At 59.0% G+C, this 24,095-nt stretch carries 22 protein-coding genes; 20 read left to right on the plus strand and 2 right to left on the minus strand.

Annotation, left to right across the window (positions count from 1 at the left end):
• Positions 1 to 218 precede the first annotated feature (218 nt).
• Together HMPREF2878_RS10400 and HMPREF2878_RS10405 are read left to right on the plus strand one after the other, a co-directional pair.
• On the plus strand, positions 219 to 3,707 hold the full coding sequence (locus HMPREF2878_RS10400) for a DNA-directed RNA polymerase subunit beta (RefSeq protein WP_042388391.1): 3,489 nt from the start codon (positions 219 to 221) through the stop codon (positions 3,705 to 3,707).
• A gap of 148 nt (positions 3,708 to 3,855) precedes the next feature.
• Positions 3,856 to 7,827 (plus strand): DNA-directed RNA polymerase subunit beta', encoded by a 3,972-nt coding sequence (locus HMPREF2878_RS10405; protein WP_016422050.1) that lies wholly within the window; start codon positions 3,856 to 3,858, stop codon positions 7,825 to 7,827.
• A 305-nt stretch (positions 7,828 to 8,132) separates the two neighbouring features.
• Here HMPREF2878_RS10405 and HMPREF2878_RS10410 read toward each other — a convergent pair whose 3' ends face one another.
• Positions 8,133 to 8,780: an SDR family oxidoreductase gene (locus HMPREF2878_RS10410; protein ID WP_070653451.1), complete on the minus strand. Its 648-nt coding sequence runs from the start codon at positions 8,778 to 8,780 to the stop codon at positions 8,133 to 8,135.
• A 540-nt stretch (positions 8,781 to 9,320) separates the two neighbouring features.
• Here HMPREF2878_RS10410 and rpsL point away from each other — a divergent pair.
• From rpsL to HMPREF2878_RS10500, 18 genes are all read left to right on the plus strand, one after another.
• Complete coding sequence (gene rpsL / locus HMPREF2878_RS10415; RefSeq protein ID WP_005509887.1) at positions 9,321 to 9,692, plus strand: 30S ribosomal protein S12; 372 nt, start codon at positions 9,321 to 9,323, stop codon at positions 9,690 to 9,692.
• 3 nt (positions 9,693 to 9,695) lie between these two features.
• Positions 9,696 to 10,166, plus strand: a complete 471-nt coding sequence (rpsG, locus tag HMPREF2878_RS10420; RefSeq protein WP_016422052.1) for a 30S ribosomal protein S7 — start codon at positions 9,696 to 9,698, stop codon at positions 10,164 to 10,166.
• Positions 10,167 to 10,465: 299 nt separating this feature from the next.
• The gene (gene fusA, locus HMPREF2878_RS10425; protein ID WP_016422053.1) at positions 10,466 to 12,598 is read left to right on the plus strand and encodes an elongation factor G; all 2,133 of its coding nucleotides are present in this window, start codon (positions 10,466 to 10,468) and stop codon (positions 12,596 to 12,598) included.
• A 502-nt stretch (positions 12,599 to 13,100) separates the two neighbouring features.
• On the plus strand, positions 13,101 to 14,291 hold the full coding sequence (gene tuf / locus HMPREF2878_RS10430; protein ID WP_049170037.1) for an elongation factor Tu: 1,191 nt from the start codon (positions 13,101 to 13,103) through the stop codon (positions 14,289 to 14,291).
• 670 nt (positions 14,292 to 14,961) lie between these two features.
• The gene (rpsJ, locus tag HMPREF2878_RS10435; protein ID WP_003938093.1) at positions 14,962 to 15,267 is read left to right on the plus strand and encodes a 30S ribosomal protein S10; all 306 of its coding nucleotides are present in this window, start codon (positions 14,962 to 14,964) and stop codon (positions 15,265 to 15,267) included.
• Between the two features lie 31 nt (positions 15,268 to 15,298).
• Positions 15,299 to 15,955 carry a 50S ribosomal protein L3 gene (gene rplC / locus HMPREF2878_RS10440; protein ID WP_005509762.1) on the plus strand — a complete coding sequence of 219 codons (657 nt, stop codon included), beginning with the start codon at positions 15,299 to 15,301 and terminating at the stop codon, positions 15,953 to 15,955.
• Positions 15,952 to 16,599: a 50S ribosomal protein L4 gene (gene rplD, locus HMPREF2878_RS10445; protein WP_016422055.1), complete on the plus strand. Its 648-nt coding sequence runs from the start codon at positions 15,952 to 15,954 to the stop codon at positions 16,597 to 16,599. Before rplC ends, rplD begins: the two co-directional genes overlap by 4 nt.
• On the plus strand, positions 16,599 to 16,904 hold the full coding sequence (gene rplW / locus HMPREF2878_RS10450) for a 50S ribosomal protein L23 (RefSeq protein ID WP_005509869.1): 306 nt from the start codon (positions 16,599 to 16,601) through the stop codon (positions 16,902 to 16,904). The genes rplD and rplW overlap by 1 nt, the downstream gene beginning before the upstream one ends.
• Before the next feature lie 37 nt (positions 16,905 to 16,941).
• Positions 16,942 to 17,784: a 50S ribosomal protein L2 gene (rplB, locus tag HMPREF2878_RS10455; RefSeq protein ID WP_016422056.1), complete on the plus strand. Its 843-nt coding sequence runs from the start codon at positions 16,942 to 16,944 to the stop codon at positions 17,782 to 17,784.
• Positions 17,785 to 17,798: 14 nt separating this feature from the next.
• Positions 17,799 to 18,077, plus strand: a complete 279-nt coding sequence (gene rpsS / locus HMPREF2878_RS10460; RefSeq protein ID WP_005509882.1) for a 30S ribosomal protein S19 — start codon at positions 17,799 to 17,801, stop codon at positions 18,075 to 18,077.
• A 3-nt stretch (positions 18,078 to 18,080) separates the two neighbouring features.
• The gene (gene rplV / locus HMPREF2878_RS10465) at positions 18,081 to 18,443 is read left to right on the plus strand and encodes a 50S ribosomal protein L22 (RefSeq protein ID WP_005509775.1); all 363 of its coding nucleotides are present in this window, start codon (positions 18,081 to 18,083) and stop codon (positions 18,441 to 18,443) included.
• Positions 18,443 to 19,183: a 30S ribosomal protein S3 gene (gene rpsC, locus HMPREF2878_RS10470; protein ID WP_016422058.1), complete on the plus strand. Its 741-nt coding sequence runs from the start codon at positions 18,443 to 18,445 to the stop codon at positions 19,181 to 19,183. The genes rplV and rpsC overlap by 1 nt, the downstream gene beginning before the upstream one ends.
• 3 nt (positions 19,184 to 19,186) lie before the next feature.
• Complete coding sequence (rplP, locus tag HMPREF2878_RS10475; protein WP_070653452.1) at positions 19,187 to 19,603, plus strand: 50S ribosomal protein L16; 417 nt, start codon at positions 19,187 to 19,189, stop codon at positions 19,601 to 19,603.
• Positions 19,603 to 19,839, plus strand: coding sequence for a 50S ribosomal protein L29 (rpmC, locus tag HMPREF2878_RS10480; RefSeq protein WP_005509851.1), 237 nt, complete (start codon positions 19,603 to 19,605; stop codon positions 19,837 to 19,839). Before rplP ends, rpmC begins: the two co-directional genes overlap by 1 nt.
• Entirely contained in the window at positions 19,836 to 20,114 is a 279-nt protein-coding gene (rpsQ, locus tag HMPREF2878_RS10485; RefSeq protein ID WP_048760623.1) for a 30S ribosomal protein S17, read from the plus strand. Before rpmC ends, rpsQ begins: the two co-directional genes overlap by 4 nt.
• Before the next feature lie 200 nt (positions 20,115 to 20,314).
• Entirely contained in the window at positions 20,315 to 21,664 is a 1,350-nt protein-coding gene (mgtE, locus tag HMPREF2878_RS10490) for a magnesium transporter (RefSeq protein WP_049170011.1), read from the plus strand.
• Between the two features lie 53 nt (positions 21,665 to 21,717).
• On the plus strand, positions 21,718 to 22,374 hold the full coding sequence (locus tag HMPREF2878_RS10495) for a class I SAM-dependent methyltransferase (RefSeq protein ID WP_070653453.1): 657 nt from the start codon (positions 21,718 to 21,720) through the stop codon (positions 22,372 to 22,374).
• Positions 22,375 to 22,477: 103 nt separating this feature from the next.
• Complete coding sequence (locus HMPREF2878_RS10500; RefSeq protein ID WP_070653454.1) at positions 22,478 to 23,260, plus strand: formate/nitrite transporter family protein; 783 nt, start codon at positions 22,478 to 22,480, stop codon at positions 23,258 to 23,260.
• A gap of 45 nt (positions 23,261 to 23,305) precedes the next feature.
• On the opposite strand, the gene HMPREF2878_RS10505 is transcribed toward HMPREF2878_RS10500, so the two are convergent.
• Positions 23,306 to 24,022, minus strand: a complete 717-nt coding sequence (locus HMPREF2878_RS10505) for a VIT1/CCC1 transporter family protein (RefSeq protein WP_070653455.1) — start codon at positions 24,020 to 24,022, stop codon at positions 23,306 to 23,308.
• Between the last annotated feature and the right edge of the window lie 73 nt (positions 24,023 to 24,095).

Genomic DNA, 24,095 nt, shown 5'->3' on the forward strand with positions numbered 1-24,095 from the left:
GTTAAAGGAGTTGCTGCGGCGCCGCCGTTAGGGCTCGGGGCTCGCCTTTAAAGGCTGGTCTTGGAGGCCAAGTGGCGGGGGAATCACTTTCGTGTGTGACCAAAGGTTAGACGCAAAGTATCCCGGTGCGCAACAGAAATAATTCCTGCAACTTGAATCGCGTATAAACCAAGCGGGCGGAGCGCACCACCGGTTGCCGGTGTGCTCCACCGCGTGAGGTGCTGGAAGGACGCATCTTGGCAGTCTCCCGCCAGACCAAGGCAGTAACCGGTATTCCCGGAGCTTCGAAGAGGTACTCGTTTGCAAAGATTCAGGAGCCGATTGCGGTTCCTGGTCTGCTCGACCTGCAGCGTGAGTCTTTCGCATGGCTCATTGGCACGCCTGAGTGGCGTGCTCGTCGCCAGGAGGAGCTCGGAGAAGACGCTCGGGTTACCAGCGGTCTCGAAGATATTCTAGAAGAGCTCTCTCCGATCGAGGACTACTCCCAGAAGATGTCCCTGACGCTGTCGGACCCATGGTTCGACTCCGTCAAGAACACCGTGGATGAGTCCAAGGATAAGGACATCAACTACTCGGCTCCCCTCTACGTCACCGCGGAGTTCACCAACCGCGAGACCGGTGAGATTAAGAGCCAGACCGTCTTCATCGGTGACTTCCCGATGATGACGGACAAGGGTACGTTCATCGTCAACGGAACTGAGCGTGTCGTTGTTTCTCAGCTGGTGCGCTCTCCGGGCGTCTACTTCGATGAGACCATCGACAAGTCCACCGAGCGCCCGCTGCACTCGGTGAAGATTATTCCGTCGCGCGGTGCGTGGCTGGAGTTCGACGTCGACAAGCGGGACACCGTCGGCGTTCGTATTGACCGTAAGCGTCGCCAGCCGGTCACGGTTCTGTTGAAGGCTTTCGGCTGGACCACCGAGGAGATCAAGGAGCGCTTCGGCTTCTCTGAGATCATGATGGCCACCCTGGAGAAGGACGGTGTTGCAAACACCGACGAGGCTCTGCTGGAGATTTACCGCAAGCAGCGCCCGGGTGAGCCGCCGACGCGCGAGTCCGCGCTGGCTCTGCTGGAGAACAACTTCTTCAAGCCGAAGCGCTACGACCTGGCTAAGGTCGGTCGCTACAAGGTCAACCGCAAGCTGGGTCTGGGCGCTGATGCCTCCGGCGAGATGGTTCTGACCGAGCAGGATATTGCTACCACCATCGAATACCTTGTGCGCCTGCACGACGGCGAGAATGTTATGACCTCGCCGGAAGGTGTTGAGATCCCGGTTGAGACCGACGATATCGACCACTTCGGTAACCGTCGTCTGCGTACCGTAGGCGAGCTGATTCAGAACCAGGTCCGCGTGGGTCTGTCCCGCATGGAACGCGTGGTTCGTGAGCGCATGACCACTCAGGACGTGGAGTCGATCCAGCCGACCACCCTGATTAACGTGCGCCCGGTTTCCGCGGCTATCCGTGAGTTCTTCGGTACTTCCCAGCTGTCCCAGTTCATGGACCAGAACAACTCGCTGTCGGGTCTGACCCACAAGCGTCGTCTGTCTGCACTGGGCCCGGGTGGTCTGACCCGTGACCGTGCTGGCCTTGAGGTTCGAGACGTTCACCCGTCCCACTACGGTCGCATGTGTCCAATTGAGACCCCAGAGGGTCCGAACATTGGCCTGATTGGTTCGCTGTCCTGCTACGCACGCGTGAACCCGTTCGGTTTCATTGAGACTCCGTACCGTCGCGTCCGCGATGGTGTCATCACCGACGAGGTCGACTACCTCACCGCTGATGAGGAAGACCGCTACGTCGTCGCGCAGGCCAACACCCCGATCGACGAGAACGGCCACTTCGTTCAGGAGACCCTGTCTGTTCGTAAGAAGGGTGGTGACGTCGAGTCCGTCCGCGCCGATGAGGTCGACTACCTCGATGTTTCCCCGCGTCAGATGGTCTCCGTGGCTACCGCCATGATTCCGTTCCTCGAGCACGACGACGCTAACCGTGCCCTGATGGGTGCGAACATGCAGCGCCAGGCTGTGCCGCTGCTGCGTTCGGAGGCTCCGTTCGTCGGTACTGGTATGGAGCAGCGTGCTGCTTACGACGCCGGCGATGTCATTGTCGCTTCGGCCACCGGTGTGGTCGAGACCGTGTCGGCAGACTTCATCACCATCATGGATGATGAGGGCCAGCGCCACACCTACCTGCTGCGCAAGTTTGAACGCACCAACCAGGGCACCTGCTACAACCAGAAGCCTCTGGTTGACGAAGGCCAGCGTGTTGAGGCCGGCCAGGTCATCGCTGACGGTCCGGGTACCGACAACGGTGAGATGGCACTTGGTAAGAACCTGCTCGTGGCATTCATGCCGTGGGAAGGACACAACTACGAGGACGCCATCATCCTGAACCAGCGCATGGTTGAGGAGGACATCCTGACCTCGATTCACATCGAGGAGCACGAGATTGATGCCCGCGACACCAAGCTGGGTCCGGAGGAAATCACCCGTGACATCCCGAACGCATCCGAGGAGATGCTGAAGGATCTGGATGACCGCGGTATCGTCCGCATCGGTGCCGACGTTCGCGACGGTGACATCCTGGTCGCTAAGACCACGCCGAAGGGCGAGACTGAGCTGACTCCGGAGGAGCGCCTGCTGCGCGCTATCTTCGGCGAGAAGTCCCGCGAGGTCCGTGACACCTCCATGCGTGTCCCGCACGGTGAGTCCGGCAAGGTCATCGGCGTCCGCGTCTTCTCCCGTGAAGACGATGACGACCTGGCACCGGGTGTCAACGAGATGGTCCGCGTCTACGTTGCGCAGAAGCGCAAGATCCAGGACGGCGACAAGATGGCAGGTCGCCACGGTAACAAGGGTGTTATTGGCAAGATCCTGCCGCAGGAGGACATGCCGTTCCTGCCGGACGGCACCCCGGTCGACATCATTCTGAACACCCACGGTGTTCCGCGTCGTATGAACATCGGCCAGGTCCTCGAGGTTCACCTCGGCTGGCTGGCGAAGGCCGGCTGGAGCATTGAGGGCGACCCGGATTGGGCTAAGCGTCTTCCGGCAGACCTGCACGACGTTCCGTCCGACTCCCTGGTCGCAACCCCAGTGTTCGACGGTGCTGAGAACGAGGAGCTCGCTGGTCTGCTCGCGTCGTCCCGCCCGAACCGTGACGGCGAGGTGCTGGTCAACGCTGACGGTAAGGCCACGCTGTTCGACGGCCGCTCTGGCGAGAAGTTCCCGTTCCCGGTTTCGGTGGGCTACATGTACATGCTGAAGCTGCACCACCTGGTCGACGAGAAGATTCACGCTCGTTCCACCGGTCCGTACTCCATGATTACCCAGCAGCCGCTGGGTGGTAAGGCCCAGTTCGGTGGTCAGCGCTTCGGTGAGATGGAGGTGTGGGCAATGCAGGCATACGGCGCTGCCTACACCCTGCAGGAGCTGCTCACCATCAAGTCCGATGACGTGGTTGGCCGCGTCAAGGTCTACGAGGCAATCGTGAAGGGCGACAACATTCCGGATCCGGGTATTCCGGAGTCGTTCAAGGTGCTTCTGAAGGAACTGCAGTCGCTCTGCCTGAACGTTGAGGTCCTTTCGGCCGACGGCGTTCCGGTTGAGTTGGGCTCCTCCGACGATGAGGAACTCGACCACGCGACCGCTTCCCTCGGCATTAACCTGTCCCGCGACGAGCGTTCTGACGCTGACTCCGCATAGTTTCTCGCTTAACGACGAAACATTGCGTGAGTATCAGGGTCGGGAAGCCCTAACTCGCGAATAACCCAACACAGACGACAACGTACAAAAACCTCCGCAGAGAATTTGGTTTCCGCATTACTTCGATGCGGAGGGAAAGGGAAAACAGGTGCTCGACGTCAACAACTTTGACGAGCTCCGGATTGGGCTCGCTACCGCCGACGACATCCGCCGCTGGTCTCGCGGTGAGGTCAAGAAGCCCGAGACGATTAACTACCGTACGCTGAAGCCGGAAAAGGATGGCCTTTTCTGTGAGCGTATCTTCGGCCCGACCCGTGACTGGGAGTGTGCTTGTGGTAAGTACAAGCGCGTTCGCTTCAAGGGCATCATCTGTGAACGCTGTGGCGTTGAGGTGACCAAGTCGAAGGTTCGCCGTGAGCGCATGGGCCACATTGAGCTGGCCGCTCCGGTCACTCACATCTGGTACTTCAAGGGTGTGCCGTCTCGCCTCGGCTACCTGCTCGATTTGGCTCCGAAGGATCTGGAAAAGATCATCTACTTCGCTGCCAACATCATCACTTCTGTGGATGAAGAGGCTCGCCACAACGACCAGGAAACCCTCGAAGCAGACATGCTCGTGGACAAGAAGCTGGTTGAGGACGACCGCGACCAGGAGCTGGCCGAGCGTGCCCAGACCCTGGAAGAGGATCTGGCTGAGCTCGAGGCAGCCGGTGCCAAGGCTGACGCCCGTAAGAAGGTTCAGTCTGCAGCCGAGCGCGAGATGCGCCACATCCGTGAGCGCGCCCAGCGCGAGCTGGATCGTCTCGACGAGATCTGGAACACCTTCATCAAGCTCGAGCCGAAGCAGATGATTATCGACGAGGGTATTTACACCGAGCTCGTCGACCGCTACGAGGATTACTTCACCGGTGGTATGGGGGCTGAGGCTATTCAGACCCTGATCCGTAACTTCGACTTGGCCAAGGAGGCCGAGGAGCTGCGCGAGATTATTCGCGACGGCAAGGGTCAGAAGAAGATGCGCGCCCTCAAGCGCCTGAAGGTTGTCACTGCATTCCTGCAGTCCGGCAACGACCCGGCCGCTATGGTGCTTGACTGCATCCCGGTGATTCCGCCGGAGCTGCGCCCGATGGTGCAGCTCGACGGTGGCCGCTTTGCGACCTCGGACTTGAACGACCTCTACCGTCGTGTCATCAACCGCAACAACCGCCTGAAGCGCATGATTGACCTCGGCGCTCCGGAGATCATTGTCAACAACGAGAAGCGCATGCTTCAGGAATCCGTTGACGCACTGTTCGACAACGGACGTCGTGGCCGCCCGGTCACTGGTCCGGGTAACCGCCCGCTGAAGTCCCTGAGCGACCTGCTCAAGGGTAAGCAGGGTCGTTTCCGTCAGAACCTGCTGGGTAAGCGTGTTGACTACTCCGGCCGTTCGGTTATTATCGTCGGCCCGCAGCTGAAGCTGCACCAGTGTGGTCTGCCGAAGCTGATGGCACTTGAGCTGTTCAAGCCGTTCGTGATGAAGGAGCTCGTGGCCAAGAGCTACGCGCAGAACATCAAGAGCGCGAAGCGCATGGTTGAGCGTCAGCGCCCAGAGGTGTGGGACGTCCTCGAAGATGTCATTACCGGACACCCGGTCCTGCTGAACCGTGCACCTACGCTGCACCGCCTGGGTATTCAGGCTTTCGAGCCGGTCCTGGTTGAGGGTAAGGCAATTCAGCTGCACCCACTGGCATGTGAGGCTTTCAACGCCGACTTCGACGGTGACCAGATGGCAGTCCACCTGCCGCTGTCCGCTGAAGCACAGGCCGAGGCTCGTGTCCTGATGCTGTCCTCGAACAACATTCTGTCGCCGGCTTCCGGTAAGCCGCTGGCTATGCCGCGTCTGGATATGGTCACTGGCCTGTACTTCCTGACGCTGGAGAAGCCGGAGCTGCCGGGTGGCCACCAGGATGCCACCGAGGATGCACCGGAGCAGGGTATTTACACCAGCCCGGCCGAGGCCATCATGGCTTACGACCGCGGTGCAATTGGCCTGCAGAGCCCGATTAAGGTTCGCATCAGCCACCTGCGTCCGCCGGCCGAGATTGAGGCCGAGCAGTTCCCAGACGGTTGGAACAAGGGCGATACCTGGCTGGCTTCGACCACGCTGGGTCGCGTTATGTTCAACGACCTGCTGCCGTGGAACTACCCATACGTCGAAGGCGTTATGGCTAAGAAGCCGCAGGCTGCGATTATCAACGACTTGGCTGCTAAGTACCCGATGATCACGGTCGCTCAGACCGTCGACAAGCTCAAGGATGCTGGTTTCTACTGGGCTACCCGTTCTGGTGTCACCATTGCTATGTCTGACGTGCTGGTTCTCCCGAACAAGCGTGAGATCCTGAACGGCTACGAAGAGAAGGCCGCCACGGTGGAGAAGAAGTTCCGCCGCGGTAAGCTCTCGGCTGCTGAGCGTCACGAGTCGCTGGTTAACCTGTGGAAGGCTGCGACGGCTGAGGTCGGTGAAAAGGTCGAGGCTCTGTACCCGGATGACAACCCGATTCCGATGATCGTGAAGTCGGGTGCTGCCGGTAACATGGGCCAGATTCACTCGCTGGCCGGCATGAAGGGCATGGTTACGAACCCGCGTGGTGAATACATCACCCGTCCGATTAAGACCTCCTTCCGCGAAGGCCTGTCGGTTCTCGAGTACTTCAACAACTCGCACGGTTCCCGTAAGGGTCTGGCCGATACCGCGCTTCGTACCGCTGACTCGGGTTACCTGACCCGTCGTCTGGTCGACGTTGCGCAGGACGTCATCGTTCGCGAAGAGGACTGTGGCACCCACGATGGTGTCATTGTCGAGATCGGCGAGGATGTTCTGGACGCAGCCGGCAACCCGACCGGCGAGATCCGTCGTGCGAAGTATGTCGAGACCGCCGCGATTGCTCGTGTGCTGGCAGCCGATGTCACCGACGCTGAGGGCAATGTCCTTATCGCGGCTGACACCGACCTGAACGACGACCACATCACCCTGGCTCTCAGCCACGGTGTCAAGGAAGTCAAGGTCCGCTCGGTTCTGACCTGTTCCACCGCAACCGGTGTCTGTGCCAAGTGCTACGGTCGCTCGATGGCAACCGGCAAGCTGGTCGACATCGGAGAGGCTGTCGGTATTGTCGCTGCGCAGTCTATTGGTGAGCCGGGTACCCAGCTGACCATGCGTACGTTCCACCAGGGTGGTGTCGGTGGCGACATTACCGGTGGTCTGCCGCGTGTCCAGGAGCTGTTTGAGGCCCGCGTGCCGAAGAACAAGGCTCCGCTGGTCCGCGAAAACGGTCGCGTGCGCCTGGAGGAGGACGAGCACTTCTACACGCTCACCCTCATCCCGGATGCCAACAGCGAGGACGAGGTCGTCTACGACAAGCTGTCCAAGCGTCAGGGCCTGGCTGAAATCACTGTCGATGGCCGTCGTCGCGCCATCCGCGATGGTGACCACGTGGTCAAGGGTCAGCAGCTGCTCAAGGGCGCTGCCGATCCGCACGAGGTCCTCGAGGTTCTGGGCCGCCGAGGCGTCCAGCGCCACCTCATCGAGGAAGTCCAGTCGGTCTACCGTGATCAGGGTGTGGCCATTCACGACAAGCACATCGAGGTTATCGTCAGCCAGATGCTGCGCCGCGTGATTGTGTCTAAGCCAGGTGACTCCGAACTGCTGCCAGGTGCGCTGGTCGAGCGCTCCACGGTCATGGCGAAGAACCGCGAGATTGTCGCCTCCGGTGGCAGCGTCATCGAAGGCCGTCGCGTGCTGATGGGTATTACCAAGGCATCGCTGGCCACCGAGTCCTGGCTGTCCGCCGCCTCCTTCCAGGAGACGACGCGCGTGCTTACCGACGCCGCTATCAACAAGCGCTCGGATAAGCTCATCGGCCTGAAGGAGAACGTGATCATCGGTAAGCTGATCCCGGCTGGTACGGGTATCTCGCGCTACCGCAACATCACGGTTGAGCCGACTGAGGAAGCTGCCCGCCAGGCAGCCGCCCCGTTCGCTTCCTTCGGCGAGGGCTTCTACGGTGCCGAGGACACCTACGGCATCGATCAGGTCGGTTCCGCAGTTCCGCTGGATGACATCGGAACCTTCGAGTAGAAATCAATAGCTTTGCGGCAGCGGCTGGGGGGAGCGGGAGAATTCCCTCGGTCACTGTCTGGCAAAGCACCTCGCCTGACAGTTGGGGCTTCGTGCGCTAACTGTTAGGTGGCAACCGGAAAAATCCTCCGGCACAGTTGTGGCCTACTAGCAGCTTGCTAGTTCGTCACGGTCGTGCCGGAGGATTTTTCTTTGTCGAGGCAACTCAACTGGAAAACTCAGCTGGAGATTGAAGAAAAGCGATAGGAACAAAGGCAGGGGCAGGGGAGGGAGGGGGCTAGGGGTCCGTCCCCGGCTTCCTTCCTCTACTCCTTGAGGGCCTCTGCAATCGGGGTGTGGCCCTCGTTGAAGTTAATCATGCGACCAACGGTAGCCTCGTTGAACACGGTCTGCGCGATGACATTGGCAACGGTCGCACGAGCGACCTCGCCTGCCTTGTCCGCCGTGGTGTCGATGGAATCCTGGCCCTTGTCGAGCGTGAGCGCACTCGGGCCGAGAATGGTCCACTCAAGGTTTGAAGCGCGCAGCGCTTCGTCGGCTGCAGCCTTGGACTCGGCATAGGCAAAGAAGCTGTGATCCTCTGGAACGCCATGGTCGTGACCCGCACCAAAGTAGGAGACCATGACGTAGCGCTTAACGCCAGCCTGCTCGGCCGCGGCAATCGAGGTAATAGCTGTGTCGCGGTCGATTGCGTAAGTCCGTTCTGGTGAACCTCCACCAGCACCGGCGGACCAAACCACGGCATCATGCCCGCTGAGAAGGTCCGCAAACTGCTCCGTCGAGAGACTGGTGATGTCGTAAACGGCTGGTGTGGCCCCGAGAGCCTCGATATCCGGGACCTGGTCGGGGTTGCGAATAACAGAGGTGACCTCGCAGCCATCGTCGATAAGTAGGGGAGTAGCGATTTGGGCCACCTTGCCGTGGCCGCCAATGACAATAACCTTCTTAGACATGTCCCCACCTATACGCCGACACTGGGGTGTAGGCAATGAATCAGCATCCGCCCGCAGTGAACATGACGACTTAGTTTCTCCAGTACTGGCGCAAGACACTAAAGTGAGCAAACCGAGCGAGCGGCAGAATTGACCGGGTTATCGCTTCAAACCGGCATAGTATCGTCAGCGTGTTTTGGGCGAGGCGCGCCGCGCTTAACACTCAAAAATTTGATCACCAAGCCCACAAGCGCTCAAAGTGCTTGAAATTTATAGGCCATTACCAGGGTGTTTGGACTAAACCCGCAGCTCGCGTACTGTTATACAACGATCCCAGAAAAGAATTGGGAACTTGAGACATTACCCAGTAGGCCAGCGAGAGCGGCTGACTGGGTTTCGCACGTTCAAAATCCCTCCATTTCTTGCGTTCAACCGATGGGCTCACCACTGGATGAGTAATAACTTTTCTTGTGATGCATTCACACGGAAGGTGGTTACTCCGCTGCGGTTGGCATCGGTCGTGAGAATGTCCAGCGAGGATTGAAAACAGAAAGAGGCTTCATGCCCACTATTCAGCAGCTGGTCCGCAAGGGCCGCCATGACAAGAAGGCTAAGGTTGCAACCGCAGCTCTGAAGGGTTCCCCTCAGCGCCGCGGCGTTTGCACCCGTGTTTACACCACCACCCCGAAGAAGCCGAACTCGGCTCTTCGTAAGGTCGCTCGTGTTCGTCTGACCTCTGGTATCGAGGTTTCGGCTTACATTCCGGGTGAGGGCCACAACCTGCAGGAGCACTCCATGGTGCTCGTTCGCGGTGGTCGTGTTAAGGACCTCCCGGGTGTCCGCTACAAGATCGTCCGTGGTTCCCTCGACACCCAGGGTGTCAAGGACCGCAAGCAGGCTCGTTCCCGCTACGGCGCAAAGAAGGAGAAGTAAGCCATGCCACGTAAGGGCCCAGTACAGAAGCGTCCTGTCGTCAACGACCCGGTCTACGGCTCCCCTCTGGTGTCGCAGCTGGTCAACAAGGTTCTGATCGACGGTAAGAAGTCGACTGCAGAGCGCATCGTCTACGGTGCACTTGAGCTGTGCGAAGAGAAGACCGGTACTGATCCGGTGCTGACTCTGAAGCGCGCAATCGAGAACGTCAAGCCGGCTCTTGAGGTTCGTTCCCGCCGTGTTGGTGGCGCCACCTACCAGGTCCCGGTCGAGGTTCGTCCGGGCCGTGGCACCACGCTGGCACTGCGCTGGCTGCTGATGTTCTCCCGTCAGCGCCGTGAGAACACCATGACCGAGCGTCTCGCTAACGAGATTCTCGATGCATCCAACGGCCTGGGTGCATCCGTCAAGCGTCGTGAGGACACTCACAAGATGGCGGAAGCAAACCGCGCATTCGCTCACTACCGCTGGTAATCGCTTATCGACGGAGGCCGCGAGTGGTCACCGTCGTAGAGCAGCTGCCGGTATGTCAACGGCGCGCGTCGGTCGCGGTCCACAGATCTTTAAGGGTCACTCAATAGGGGCCAGCCCGGCGCTTACACCCGATGTCTTGCGTAGAATTTACGCAATAGGTGTACGTCACGGCGCGACTTCGCGCCAAGACGGTGGCATTATAGATAAAGCAAACCCGACCGACGGCGGATTTGACGGCCAATTGCAATCCCGTAATTGAGTCTCACCGCCAAACCGATTTGAAACGAGTGGGGAATCAAGTGGCTGAAGGTGCACTTCCCGTTAAGAAGGACCTCCACAAGGTCCGCAACATCGGCATCATGGCGCACATCGATGCTGGTAAGACGACTACGACTGAGCGCATCCTGTACTACACGGGTATTAACCGCAAGGTCGGCGAGACTCACGATGGTGGCGCTACCACCGACTGGATGGAGCAGGAGAAGGAGCGCGGTATCACCATTACCTCCGCTGCTGTGACCTGTTTCTGGAACGACAACCAGATCAACATCATCGATACCCCGGGCCACGTCGACTTCACCGTTGAGGTTGAGCGTTCCCTGCGTGTGCTCGACGGTGCCGTCGCAGTCTTCGACGGTAAGGAAGGTGTCGAGCCGCAGTCTGAGCAGGTTTGGCGTCAGGCTCAGAAGTACGATGTCCCGCGTATTTGCTTCGTCAACAAGATGGACAAGCTGGGCGCTGACTTCTACTACACCGTTGGCACCATCGTTGACCGCCTCGGTGCTAAGCCGTTGGTTATGCAGCTGCCGATTGGCGCTGAGGATGACTTCGACGGCGTTGTTGACCTGCTGGAGATGAAGGCCCTCATGTGGCCGGGCAAGGTTGAGATCGGTACTCCTGCGCAGGTCGAGGAGATTCCGGCGGACATGGTCGACAAGGCTAACGAGTACCGTGAGAAGCTCATTGAGACCGTCGCTGAGTCCGACGAGGAGCTCATGGAGAAGTACTTCGGTGGCGAAGAGCTGACCATGGACGAGATCAAGGGCGCCATCCGCAAGATGGTTATCAACTCTGAGGTCTACCCGGTCTACTGTGGTACCGCGTACAAGAACAAGGGTGTTGAGCCGCTGCTCGACGCTGTCATTGACTTCCTGCCGAATCCGCTGGACATCGGTGAGGTTCACGGCCACCAGATGGGCGACGAGGACGTCGATATGGTCCGTAAGCCGTCTAAGGATGAGCCGTTCTCCGCTCTCGCATTCAAGATTGCTGCTCACCCGTTCTTCGGCAAGCTGACCTTCGTCCGCGTTTACTCCGGTCGTGTGGAGCCTGGCCAGCAGGTCCTGAACTCCACCAAGGACAAGAAGGAGCGCGTCGGTAAGCTGTTCCAGATGCACGCCAACAAGGAGAACCCTGTTGACGAGGCAGTGGCAGGTAACATCTACGCCTTCATTGGTCTGAAGGACACCACCACCGGTGACACCCTGTGTGCACAGGATGCTCCGATCGTTCTGGAGTCCATGTCCTTCCCGGATCCGGTTATCTCCGTTGCTATTGAGCCAAAGTCCAAGGCTGACCAGGAGAAGCTGGGTACCGCTATTCAGCGTCTGGCTGAAGAGGACCCGACCTTCACCGTTCACCTGGATGAGGAAACCGGCCAGACCGTTATCGGCGGTATGGGCGAGCTCCACCTCGACGTCCTGGTTGACCGTATGAAGCGCGAGTTCAAGGTCGAAGCAAACATCGGTAACCCGCAGGTTGCTTACCGCGAGACCATCCGCAAGCCGGTCGAGAAGTTCGAGTACACCCACAAGAAGCAGACCGGTGGTTCGGGTCAGTTCGCCCGCGTCATCATTGCTCTGGAGCCGTACTCCCCGTCCGCTGAAGAGGTGGAAGAAGGCGAGTCCACAACTTACCTCTTCGCAAACGAGGTCACCGGTGGCCGCGTTCCGAAGGAGTACATCCCGTCTGTCGACGCTGGTATCCAGGATGCAATGCAGTACGGTACCCTCGCCGGCTACCCGCTGGTGAACATCAAGGCAACCCTGCTCGACGGTGCTTACCACGAGGTTGACTCCTCCGAAATGGCCTTCAAGATCGCTGGTCAGCAGGCTCTGAAGGAAGCTGTTCAGAAGGCTAAGCCGGTCCTGCTCGAGCCGATGATGGCCGTTGAGGTCATTACTCCGGAAGAGTACATGGGTGAGGTCATCGGTGACATCAACTCCCGTCGTGGCCAGGTCAACTCCATGGAAGACCGCACCGGCGTCAAGGCTGTCAAGGCTCTGGTTCCGCTGTCCGAGATGTTCGGCTACGTTGGTGACCTGCGTTCCAAGACCCAGGGTCGCGCTAACTACACCATGATCTTCGACTCCTACGCTGAGGTTCCGTCCTCCGTGGCCGAGGAGATCATTGCAGCTCGTACCGGCGCTTAAATCACGCCGGTAGGGTGGGGCACTCAATCAGAGTTGACCCCATCCCTGCACGCACTGCACTGTCACTCTTTTAGAGAACGCAGTGCGAGGGTCTGCAGCTTTAGTAGATTCCCTCTAGCTTTGACTGTGCTGAGACATCGTCAGACTGTTGGCGTGTGTTAGCACAGGCAAGCTCTAGGGGGTAGCTGCTCGCAATTCATATCGTTGGCCGATTTTAGATCGCAGCTCAAATATCTAGCATTTATGCAGGTAAATGACGATGTGAGTTGCTGGCCGTTACCCACCCTTAACTAGGGGGTTGGTCTGGTTTGGAAAACTCCAGTATCCTGCCCTAGTATCGAGTAACTGGCACAGTGAAAGAATAGTGCTCTTTTGCGCGCGCACGTTCCGAAGTCGGAAGCGAACAGCTTCAAGGCTTCTGATGCTTGTGAAGGCGGATTGAGTGACCACAAAATTGTGGCTGCGAGAGTCGTGGCCACCTAGACCTCCAGGAGGACTAAAAGTGGCAAAGGCGAAGTTCGAGCGTACGAAGCCGCACGTCAACATCGGTACCATTGGTCACGTTGACCACGGTAAGACCACCACTACCGCCGCTATCACCAAGGTTCTGGCTGACAAGTTCCCGGACCTGAACGAGTCGTTCGCTTACGATGCCATCGATAAGGCACCGGAAGAGAAGGAACGTGGCATTACCATCAACGTTTCCCACGTTGAGTACCAGACGGAGAAGCGCCACTACGCTCACGTCGATGCCCCGGGCCACGCCGACTACATCAAGAACATGATTACCGGTGCTGCTCAGATGGACGGCGCAATCCTGGTTGTCGCTGCTACTGACGGCCCGATGCCGCAGACCCGCGAGCACGTTCTGCTGGCTCGCCAGGTTGGCGTTCCGTACATCCTCGTTGCACTGAACAAGTGCGACATGGTCGACGACGAAGAGATCATCGAGCTCGTCGAGATGGAGGTCCGCGAGCTGCTGGCTGAGCAGGACTACGACGAGGAAGCTCCGATCGTCCACATCTCCGCTCTGAAGGCTCTTGAGGGCGAAGAGAAGTGGGTCAACTCCATCCTCGAGCTGATGGAAGCTTGCGACGAGAACATCCCGGATCCGGTTCGCGAGACCGACAAGCCGTTCCTGATGCCGATTGAGGACATCTTCACCATTACCGGTCGCGGCACCGTTGCTACCGGTCGTGTTGAGCGCGGCGTTCTGAACGTTAACGACGAGGTCGAGATTCTGGGCATCAAGGAGAAGTCCCAGAAGACCACCGTTACCGGTATCGAGATGTTCCGCAAGCTGCTGGATTCCGCTGAGGCTGGCGACAACTGTGGTCTGCTGCTCCGCGGTACCAAGCGTGAGGACATCGAGCGCGGTCAGATCGTTGCTAAGCCGGGCGCTTACACCCCGCACACCGAGTTCGAGGGTTCCGTCTACATCCTGTCCAAGGATGAGGGCGGCCGTCACACCCCGTTCTTCGACAACTACCGTCCGCAGTTCTACTTCCGCACCACCGACGTCACCGGCGTCGTTTCCCTGCCGGAAGGTGTCGAGATGGTCATGCCGGGCGACAACGTTGACATGTCTGTCAAGCTGATCCAGCCGGTCGCAATGGACGAGGGCCTGCGCTTCGCTATCCGCGAGGGTGGCCGCACCGTCGGCGCTGGCCGCGTTACCAAGATCGTTAAGTAAGTCTTTTCCCCATAGGGGAAATGCTTTAACTTAAGTCTTAGAAGAATCCCGACTCCGCGTAAGCGGAAGTCGGGATTTTTTGTATCTGTACATAGCCGACACTAGACCGGGCGGGGCGGCGCAATAGCCGTCGTCAAGCAGACTGTGCCGTAATGGGTGTGATGTACGTTGCACTTTGGAATCGTGATTTTACATTCGTAGCCCGGACGTGCTTTAATACGGAGGTTGCTTTAACAAAGGCGTTCGCGCCAATTGTTGTATCAGGCCCAGCTGGGAACCAGTACGAAATTGGATTTAGCGCCTATGGTAAGGCGAGCATGACCACGTAGGGAAGTTTCTTCCCAATCGTGCCTCACGGAGAAAACGGGCGACACGCCCGACCGCGGGGGTCGGAGGTGGCATGGCAAATTAACAGCGGCAGTAGGCAAAATGAAGAGCCCCACGAGGGGGACTTGTTTTCCACTGGGATTTGAGTGCAAGGCGTTATTCGTCCGCTCGGGTCATGGCCAAAAGTTAATTTGCCATGACGATCGAAGACGAAATCGCTTTGAAGTAATGCACAACCCAGTTTTAATTTCTGGCGCTGGCCATAGTTGCTGACGGCGTCGAGAAACATTGACAGGGTCGACGCCCCTTTAATTGGGGCGCGCCGACCGAGGAGAGGACAAGCGTGGCCGGACAGAAGATCCGCATCAGGCTCAAGGCCTACGACCACGAGGCTATCGACGCTTCTGCGCGAAAGATCGTGGAGACCGTTACCCGTACGGGTGCACGCGTCGTTGGCCCGGTGCCGTTGCCAACCGAAAAGAACGTTTACTGCGTTATCCGTTCGCCGCACAAGTACAAGGACTCGCGCGAGCACTTCGAGATGCGCACTCACAAGCGTCTGATCGACATTCTCGATCCAACGCCGAAGACAGTCGATGCACTTATGCGCATTGACCTTCCGGCAAGTGTCGATGTGAACATTCAGTGATCCTGGACTTTTGGTAGCGGAGACAAGATAAATGAGTGAAAACGAGATCAAGGGCATCCTGGGCACGAAGCTCGGTATGACTCAGATCTTCGACGAGGAGAACCGCGTTGTTCCGGTTACCGTCGTTGAGGCTGGGCCGTGCGTAGTGACTCAGGTGCGCACTAAGGAAACCGACGGCTACGACGCCGTCCAGATTGCATACGGCGAAATTGACCCGCGAAAGGTCAACAAGCCGGAGGCCGGCCACTTCAAGAAGGCCGGTGTGACCCCGCGTCGCCACAGCGTTGAGATTCGCACCCCGGACGCTTCCTCTTACGAGGTCGGCCAGTCCGTTGGTGTCGACATCTTCGGCGAAATTGAGTACGTCGACGTCACTGGTACCTCTAAGGGCCACGGCTTCGCCGGTGGTATGAAGCGCCACGGCTTTGCTGGCCAGGGTGCCGCTCACGGTAACCAGGCTGCTCACCGTCGTGTTGGTGGCATTGGCGCTTGCGCCACGCCAGGACGCGTCTTCAAGGGCAAGCGCATGGCAGGCCGCATGGGTAACGACCGGGTCACGACCCAGAACCTGAAGATCCAGAAGGTTGACGCTGACGCGAACCTGCTGCTCATCAAGGGCGCAGTTCCGGGTGCACGCGGCGGCCTGCTGGTTGTTAAGACTGCCACGAAGGGTGGTGCTCACGCATGACCAACCTCAAGCTAGACGTACACACCGCTGAAGGCGGCGTGAACGGTTCGGTTGAGCTTCCTGCTTCCGTGTTCGACGCGGAGGTGTCCATCGCCCTGATGCACCAGGTTGTTGTCGCGCAGCGTGCAGCAGCTCGCCAGGGCACCCACAAGGTCAAGACCCGCGGTGAGGTTCGCGGCGGTGGCCGCAAGCCGTGGCGCCAGAAGGGTACCGGTCGCGCTCGTCAGGGTTCGATCCGTGCTCCGCACTGGACCGGCGGTGGCGTTGTCCACGGCCCGGTGCCGCGCGATTACAGCCAGCGCACCCCGAAGAAGATGATTGCAGCTGCTCTGCGCGGCGCACTCTCTGACCGTGCTCGCCACGACCGCATCCACGTTGTCGAGGAACTGGTCCCAGGCCAGACCCCGTCCACCAAGGCAGCTCGTACTTTCGTCGAGCGTCTGACTGAGCGCCGCAACGTGCTCGTCGTTCTGCCGCGCGAGGACGTCAACTCGTGGAAGTCGGTTCGTAACCTGCCAGGTGTCCACATCCTGTCTGAGGATCAGCTGAACACCTACGATGTTCTGAAGGCCGATGACGTCATCTTCGCCGTTCAGGCACTCAATGACTTCATCACTCGCACCGCCGGTAAGGAGGAGAAGTAATGGCTACCATCGCAGATCCCCGCGACATCATTGTTGCACCGGTAGTGTCTGAGAAGTCCTACGGACTCATGGAGCAGGGCGTTTACACGTTCCTGGTCCACACCGACGCTAACAAGACCCAGATCAAGATCGCGGTCCAGGAGATTTTCGGTGCCAAGGTCGCTTCCGTCAACACCCTCAACCGTGAGGGCAAGCGCAAGCGTTCCCGCACCGGCTACGGCAAGCGCAAGAACACCAAGCGCGCCTACGTGACTCTCGCGGCCGGCAGCGATCCCATCGACATCTTCGGCGGTTCGGCAGCTTAGCCGCTAGCCGACGAGGAAGTTAAGGAAGAGCAAAAGTATGGCTATTCGTAAGTACAAGCCGACTACGCCGGGTCGCCGCCAGAGCTCCGTCTCCGAGTTCAGCGAGATTACTCGCTCGACTCCTGAGAAGTCTCTGCTGCGCCCGCTGTCGAAGACTGGTGGCCGTAACGTTCACGGTCACATCACCACTCGCCACAAGGGTGGCGGACACAAGCGCCAGTACCGTGTCATCGACTTCCGTCGTAATGACAAGGACGGCATTCCGGCAAAGGTCGCTCACATCGAGTACGACCCGAACCGTACCGCCAACATCGCACTGCTGCACTATGCAGACGGTGAGAAGCGCTACATCATCGCTCCGAAGAACCTGAAGCAGGGTGCCATCGTTGAGTCCGGCGCTAATGCCGACATCAAGGTTGGTAACAACCTTCCGCTGCGCAACATCCCGACCGGTTCCACTATTCACTGCGTGGAGCTCAAGCCGGGTGCTGGTGCACAGCTGGCACGTTCTGCTGGTGCTTCTATTCAGCTTCTCGGTAAGGAAGGCAAGTACGCAGTTCTGCGTATGCCGTCCTCTGAGATCCGTCGCGTCGACGCACGTTGCCGTGCAACCGTCGGTGAGGTCGGAAACCAGGATCAGATCAACATCCGTTGGGGCAAGGCCGGCCGTATGCGCTGGAAGGGCTGGCGCCCGACTGTCCGCGGTGTTGTCATGAACCCGGTCGACCACCCGCACGGTGGTGGTGAGGGTAAGACCTCCGGTGGTCGCCACCCGGTTTCCCCGTGGGGCCAGAAGGAAGGCCGCACCCGTAAGCCGAACCGTCCGAGCGACCAGCTGATCGTTCGTCGCCGTCGTACCAACAAGAATAAGAAGCGCTAAGGAGGGAACTGAGAATGCCACGCAGCCTTAAGAAGGGCCCGTTCGTCGATGAGCACCTCCTCGCGAAGGTCGATGCACAGAACGAGAAGGGCACCAAGCAGGTCATTAAGACCTGGTCTCGCCGCTCCACGATTCTCCCCGATTTCATCGGCCACACCTTCGCCGTTCACGACGGTCGCAAGCACGTGCCGGTGTTCGTGGATGACTCTATGGTCGGCCACAAGCTGGGCGAATTCGCCCCGACCAAGACCTTCAAGGGTCACGTCAAGGATGACAAGAAGGGACGTCGATAAGCCATGAGCAACGACATTACTTCTGCACGCGCAACTGCGCGCTTCGTCCGCGTTACTCCGATGAAGGCACGTCGCGTCCTGGACACCGTTCGCGGTAAGTCCGTCGACGAGGCACTGAACATCCTGGAGTACGCTCCGCAGGGTGCTGCTGATCCGGTCGCCAAGGTTGTTGCGTCTGCAGCTGCAAACGCTGAGAACAACTTCGGCCTGGACCGTCGTACTCTGGTCATCTCCGAGGCTTACGCCAACGAGGGACCGACCATGAAGCGCTTCCGCCCGCGTGCGCAGGGCCGTGCTTTCCACGTCCGCAAGCGCACCAGCCACATCACCGTGGTCGTCGAGAGCCAGAAGGAAGGTGACCGATAGTGGGACAGAAGATCCATCCACACGGTCTTCGCCTCGGTATTTCCAGCGACTGGAAGTCCCGCTGGTACGCCGACAAGCAGTACGCTGACTACCTGGCCGAGGACATCAAGATCCGCGATCTGCTGTCCACCGGTCTTGAGCGCGCCGGCATCTCCGATGTCGTTATCGAGCGCACCCGTGACCGCGTGCGTGTGGACATCCACACCGCACGCCCGGGCATTGTTATCGGTCGTCGTGGCTCCGAGGCTGACCGCATCCGCGGCCAGCTCGAGAAGCTCACCGGCAAGCAGGTTCAGCTGAACATCCTCGAGGTCAAGAACATTGACGCGGATGCGAAGCTGGTCGCTCAGTCCATCGCTGAGCAGCTCGCCAACCGTGTCGCTTTCCGTCGTGCAATGCGCAAGGCTATCCAGTCTGCAATGCGTCAGCCGCACGTCAAGGGCATCAAGGTTGTCTGCTCCGGTCGTCTCGGCGGTGCCGAGATGGGCCGCACCGAGCGCTACCACGAGGGTCGCGTTCCGCTGCACACCCTGCGTGCGGAGATCGACTACGGCACCCACGAGGCTCACACCACCTTCGGCCGCATTGGCGTCAAGGTGTGGATCTACAAGGGTGACGTGATCGGTGGCCGTCGCGAGTCCGAGATCAACGCCGGCAACGACCGCCAGCGTCGCGGCAACGACCGTCCGCGTCGTGGTGGCAAGCGTCGTCAGCGTGCATCTGAGAAGAAGGAGGGCTAATTCATGCTCATCCCGAAGCGCGTTAAGTTCCGTCGCCAGCACCGCCCGACCCGTTCTGGTATGTCCAAGGGCGGCAACAAGGTGACTTTCGGTGACTACGGTCTCCAGGCTCTCGAGCCGGCCTACATCACCAACCGTCAGATTGAGGCAGCGCGTATTGCCATCAACCGCCACGTCAAGCGTGGTGGTAAGGTCTGGATCCAGATTTTCCCGGACCGTCCGCTGACCCAGAAGCCACTGGGTGTTCGTATGGGTTCCGGTAAGGGCCCGGTCGAGAAGTGGATTGCAAACGTCAAGCCGGGTCGCATCATGTTCGAGATGTCCTACCCGGACGAGGCAACTGCTGTCGAGGCACTGAAGCGCGCAAGCGCTAAGCTGCCGATTAAGACCCGAATCGTTCGGAAGGAGGATCAGTACTGATGTCGAACGGCATTCCCGCCCACGAGCTTCGCTCGCTGGATAACGATGACCTGGTTGCCAAGCTCAAGGAGTCTAAGGAGGAGCTGTTCAACCTCCGTTTCCAGAGCGCTACCGGTCAGCTGACCAACAACCGCCGTCTCCGCACTGTCCGCAAGGATATTGCTCGCATTTACACCGTTATGCGTGAGCGCGAGCTCGGCCTGTCTGCTGCACCAACCGATGGTGATGCAGCATGAGTGAGGAAAACATGAACACCACCGAGGCTGGCGCACGCAAGGTGCGCACCGGTTACGTCGTGTCCGACAAGATGCAGAAGACCATCGTCGTCGAGCTCGAGGACCGCAAGCAGCACGCCCTGTACGGCAAGATCATGCGCACGAACTCTAAGGTCAAGGCGCACGACGAGAACGAAGAGGCTGGCGTGGGCGACCGCGTCCGCATCGAAGAGTGCCGTCCGCTCTCCAAGGACAAGCACTACCGCCTGCTCGAGATCGTCGAGAAGGCTAAGTAAGACCCGATAGCTGAGCAATCAGCCAGGGCTTTACGACGAGAACCCCGCCGCGGGAAACACGCAAGTGTTTTCTGTGGCGGGGGTTTTGTTTTTGGCAAGCCATGTTTCTTCGTGTTTCTATTCCCCTCAGTGCAAGTTTGCTGGGTTTGTATCTCTGATAGCATTGGCGAGGATTTATGCTGTGTGAGGGGAGAAGTTCGGTGACTACTGACGTGACCAGGATTGATGATCGAGACCTGGAGTCCTCACTTCGCTCACACGACGTGGCGACATTGTCGCGGCTTTTAGCTGATATTGAGCCCAAGGCTGCCGCTCGAAAGATGCGCCGCCTCAGCCATGAGGACCGTGCGCTGTTCTACCGCACGCTACCGAAAGACACCGCGGTTGAGACCTTCGATGAGCTGGACTCCGCTCTGCAGGCGCACCTGATTGATAGCCTCCGCGATCCTGAAGTCACCGCAGTCTTTGCGGAGATGGAACCGGACGACCGAGCTGAGTTGCTCGATGAGTTACCAGCCTCGGTTGCTTCAAAACTGCTCGCCGATCTACCGGATGATGAGCGAGAGCTGACCAACATTGTTCTCGGTTACGCCGATGGTTCCATTGGGCGTCGAATGAGCCCGGAGCTGGTGTCGCTTCACGACGATATGACGGTGGGGGAGGCTCTGGAGACCGTCTACAAGCATCTGGATGATGCCGAATCCATCTACACCCTGCCGGTGTCGAACCGGAATCGCCGCCTGGTGGGCGTGGTCAGCCTTCGTGATTTGATGCGCGCCAGCAGTGATATCCATGTTGCGGCGATTTTGCGGAAGGCAGACTACGCAGAGGCCACCGAGTCTGAAGAGAAGGTGGCTCGCATGTGCGCTGATCGTAAGCGCCTAGCTCTGCCGATTGTCGACAGCGAGCAGCGTGTTATCGGTCTGCTCACGGTGGACGACGCACTCCGGATTCTGGAGGAGGCAGACTCCGAGGACCAAGCTCGTATTTCCGGTTCTGAGCCTCTGCGCTTGCCGTACCTTGCTACGCCAATCTTTGAGATTGTTCGCTCTCGTGTGGTCTGGTTGCTCGTGCTGGCAATCGGTGCGACATTGACTGTGCAAGTCCTGGAAACCTTCGAAGAGACGCTGTCTCAGATGGTGGTTCTTTCGGTGTTCGTGCCGCTGCTGATTGGTACAGGTGGCAATACCGGTAACCAGGCTGCAACTACGATTACGCGTGCGTTGGCGCTGGGGGATGTCCAACCCCGCGATATATTCAAAGTCATTCTCCGAGAGGTGAGGGTCGGCGCGTTCCTCGGTCTATTGCTTGGCACTCTCGGCCTGCTGCTAGCTGGCTTGGTTTACGGTTGGGACATCGGCCTAGTGATTGGCCTTACGCTGCTGGGTATTTGTACTCTCGCGGCAACCGTCGGTGGCATTATGCCGCTGATTGGTAAGAAGTTTGGCATTGACCCAGCAGTCTTCGCTAACCCGTTCATTACGACGCTTGTCGACGCCTCCGGTCTGATCATCTACTTCCTGATTGCTAAGTCGGTACTGGGGATTTAGACCCCACGGTGCGCAGCTGCACCGATACATAAAAAGTGTCCAGCTGCGCCATAATGGTGGCCATGAGCAATGGCACCCACAATCACCGCACTTGGAAAGAAATTATCGCTGCCGATCCGCAGCATTCCCGGCGCTACGCCAACCGGTGGCGGGGGTTCGTTCGCGAGGGCCGCGATATCGATGGTGAGGCGCGGCTGGTGGATGCGATGGCGCCACGCCACGCTCGAATTCTAGATGCCGGTTGTGGTCAAGGACGCGTGGGCGGTTACTTGGCGAAGGCTGGACACCAGGTCGTTGGTGTCGACGTCGACCCCTATCTCATCGATGAGGCAAAGCGCCAGTTCCCGGACGCGACGTGGTTGGTAGGGGACTTGGCGCAATTGCCCCACGTGCTTGACGACGGCCTAGAGAACACACCCCACGGTGACACGGCATCCGCCTTCGATGTCATCATTTGCCCCGGCAATGTCCTGACCTTCGTAGCGCCAGAAGACCGCACGAAGGTACTGCAGGTCTTCGCAGCGGCACTGAATCCGGAGGGCGGTCGTGCCATCATCGGCTTCGGTGCCGGCCGTGGATGGGACTTTGCGGATTTTGAAACCATTGCGCAGGAGGCGGGGCTCACCGTGATTCAGCGTTATTCGACGTGGGATCTTCGTCCGTTTGAGGATGAGTCTCAGTTCCTGGTTGCAGTGCTTGAACGGGGGTAGGGAGCTGTGATCGTCGTAAAGCGGTTGCGATTCCGTGCCGGACTGTCGTTATTCTTTTATGCGAATAACTGCAATTAACGGCACGCAGGGAAAGGCTTCGGCGGTGACGCTATACGAAACGCTGGATACGGCTGGTGACAAAAAACAGGAACTGATGACGCAGGACTACGGACGTTTTGCGGTTCGAGCGGTCCTGGCGGGCATGTATCTGACGTTGGGAACGGCCTTTGCAGCGGTAGCTGGCCAAGTGGCCGAAGGTATTGCTCCGGGCACTGGGGGACTGGTCTTTGCGTGCCTGTTCGGGCTTGGACTGTTCGCCATTGTGGTGCTCGGTGCAGAGCTGGCGACTGGCAGCATGATGTTTGTGTCCTGGTCCGCTGCACGCGGTCGCATGTCGTGGGGAGTGGCCCTTCGGATGGTGGCCGTCGCCACGTTCTACAACTTCATCGGTGCCGCGATTGTGGCGCTGGTGCTAAGCCAGAGCGCCAAACTCGGTGGGATTGATGACACACATCTGATTTCCACCTTGACCGAGGGGAAGCTGGCCAAGCCGTTCTTCGGTGCTTTCGTAGAGGCGATGGGCGCGAACTTCGTGGTCAATATGGCTGTTTTAGGCGCGCTACAAGCCAAGGAAATCATTTCAAAGTTCGCTGTGATTCTGCCGATTATTGCGGTGTTCGTTGGGCTCGGGCTTGAGCACGTGATTGCGAACTTCTCGCTGTTTTCCTTGGCCTTTTTCGCCGATCCGCGTCCTGCCGGCTTCGATGGCCTGCACATTACAGGCAACTGGGTGGCAGTGTGGTTGGGCAACTTCGTAGGCGGTGGCCTGGGAATTGGCGCGCTCTACGCCTGGTTGAACCAGACGAAGACCAGCTATGTTGATTAGCTTTTGAGCTTTGCCGGCGCCTATCCGACGGCCTATCTCAAAGGGCTATCCGACGGCCTGCCCGAAGAGCAGGCCGACGAAGTAGGACACAATCAAACCGAGCGCGCCACCGATGACCAGACGTAGCGCAGCCTTGCCGGAGTGCGTGGAGCTGAGCTTAGCGCTGATGTAGCCGGTCAAGGCCAACGTCACGATGGTGACAACGGTGACCGCAATCGCGCCGGAGGTGGGGCCGGTGAACACCAGGGCCGCAATCATCGGCAGGATGGCGCCGAGTAGGAACGACAGTGCCGAAGAACCAGCAGCCGCCCAGGGGTTGGTAAGTTCCTCGCCGTCAATGCCCAATTCCAGCTTTAGGTGAGCTGCCAGCGGATCATTTTGCGCGATGCCGTGGGCAGCATCTTCGGCGATATGTTTTGGGATGCCGTAGCCAGAGAGAATCCCCACGAGCTCATTATGCTCTTCATCTGGAAAGTCCTTGAGCTCGGCCTTTTCTTTGGCAATCAGCGCTCGCTCAGTATCGCGCTGGGTTGAAACCGAGACGTATTCACCCAGAGCCATCGAGATAGCACCAGCGATAACGGCCGCGGCACCAGCAGTCAGAATGGCTTCGCGAGAGGAACCTGCTGCAATCACGCTGAGCAAGATCAGAGCAGTGGAGACGATACCGTCGTTGGCTCCGAGGACACCAGCGCGAAGCCAGTTGAGCTTCGACGTCTCAGAAGACTTATGCGGTTCATGAGGATGCGCGTACGTGGTCATGGCAGGACCTTTCTCCCATGTCAGCCTCACGCCTACGGGTGGTACGAGGCCTCACCATCGATTTAATGCCGAT

Origin of the sequence: Corynebacterium sp. HMSC065H09, from assembly GCF_001812845.1 — a bacterium.
Classification (GTDB): Bacteria; Actinomycetota; Actinomycetes; order Mycobacteriales; family Mycobacteriaceae; genus Corynebacterium; species Corynebacterium jeikeium_D.